Genomic DNA, 1,381 nt, shown 5'->3' with positions numbered 1-1,381 from the left:
CTCAGTCGATCACATCGGGTTTGAGTGAAAGTGTCTGCTTGGGAAGGGTGTGGAAGCTACCGAAGCAGACAGCGAGATAGAAGAAGAGCACCTCCTTAATTTTGTCGTCAACAGCCTCAACGAAGAGCTTGCGATAGATCTCGACGAGAACGTCAAGGTCACGACAGAGACGTTGTACGAGGTCCTCGCCGGCGCCAGCGCCGGCGGGACCTCGATCAATCACGTCTGCGAAACGACCGAGGACTCGCCACACGCCAACACCGTTCGAGGACATCTCACCGAGCAGTTCGAACTTGACTCCGTTGAGGCGGTTGGGGACACGCTACTTCAACGAGATACGCTTGAGACGCTTCCAGATCGACCGGTGGAGGTCTGTGCAGACCTCCACCTCGACCCCTACTACGGCGATGAAGACGAAACAGAAGCGCTGTACTTCTCACAGGCGAAACGAGGAACCACAACGTTTCACGCGTACGCGACGCTGTACGCGCGGGTACGCAACAAGCGGTACACGCTGGCGGTGCGCCAGCTTGTCGCTGGCGACACCACCAGCGACGTCCTTGGTGAGTTTCTCGAACTCCTCGACGGCCTTGACCTCGGCGTCAAGGCCGTCTATCTCGATCGCGGATTCTACAACAGCACCTGTCTTGGGCTGTTGTCCACGCACAACTACGCCTACGTGATGCCGATCGTCAAGTGGGGTGAAACGATCCAAGACGAACTCAGTAGCGGCTGGAGCCGCGAGATCGAACACGATCTCGCCGGCAAGGTAACGTTCCCTGTGTTCATCGACTGCGTCTACCAACAGGGACGATACGACGAACACGGGGTGGCGCGTCACGGCTACGCCGCTGACGCGCCGTTTATCGACACACCACGGGATGCCCGAGAACACTACAGCAAGCGCTTCGGCATCGAGTCGAGCTACCGATTAGCCAAGCAGAGCCTCGCATTCACCAGTTCTCAGGACGCTGGGCTACGGCTGGTGATGTTTGTGGTGAGCCTACTGCTCCAGAATAGCTGGCGGTATCTACACTGGCGGTACGTGGCGGCGCCCCGCCGCGGGGGGCGCCGCCTCTGGAGGTGGCCGTTCACGGAGTTCTGTGAGATGGTGCTGCGGGCCGCTTGGACAGCGCTTGGTGTACGTAGGTCCATTCCAGCGAACCAGCCACTCGACAGCCGATTCTTCCGGTAGCTGTCCACCGATTTAGATAGCGGTCGTGAGTGACGACACTGTCGCGTCGGCGGCAGTGCGCCGCCGACAGCGACGGTCCATCCTGAAGATCACACTCACCAGCGATTCGAAGACGCGCCACGACCAGTTCCATCTGATTCATCGCCATCAGACGAGATTACGCGGCTGTCGATGTGATCGACTGAT

General features: G+C 59.2%; 1 protein-coding gene. It reads left to right on the top strand.

Annotation, left to right across the window (positions count from 1 at the left end; translation table 11 throughout):
* The first annotated feature begins 49 nt into the window (after positions 1-49).
* Positions 50-1,195: an ISH3 family transposase gene (locus EAO78_RS17575; RefSeq protein ID WP_122107030.1), complete on the top strand. Its 1,146-nt coding sequence runs from the start codon at positions 50-52 to the stop codon at positions 1,193-1,195.
* Positions 1,196-1,381: the final 186 nt, after the last annotated feature.

It is taken from the genome of Halobellus captivus (assembly GCF_003697845.1).
Lineage (GTDB): Archaea > Halobacteriota > Halobacteria > Halobacteriales > Haloferacaceae > Halorubrum > Halorubrum glutamatedens.
Note: the sequence above shows the minus strand (reverse complement) of the source record. Positions and strands in the feature narration are given on the sequence as shown.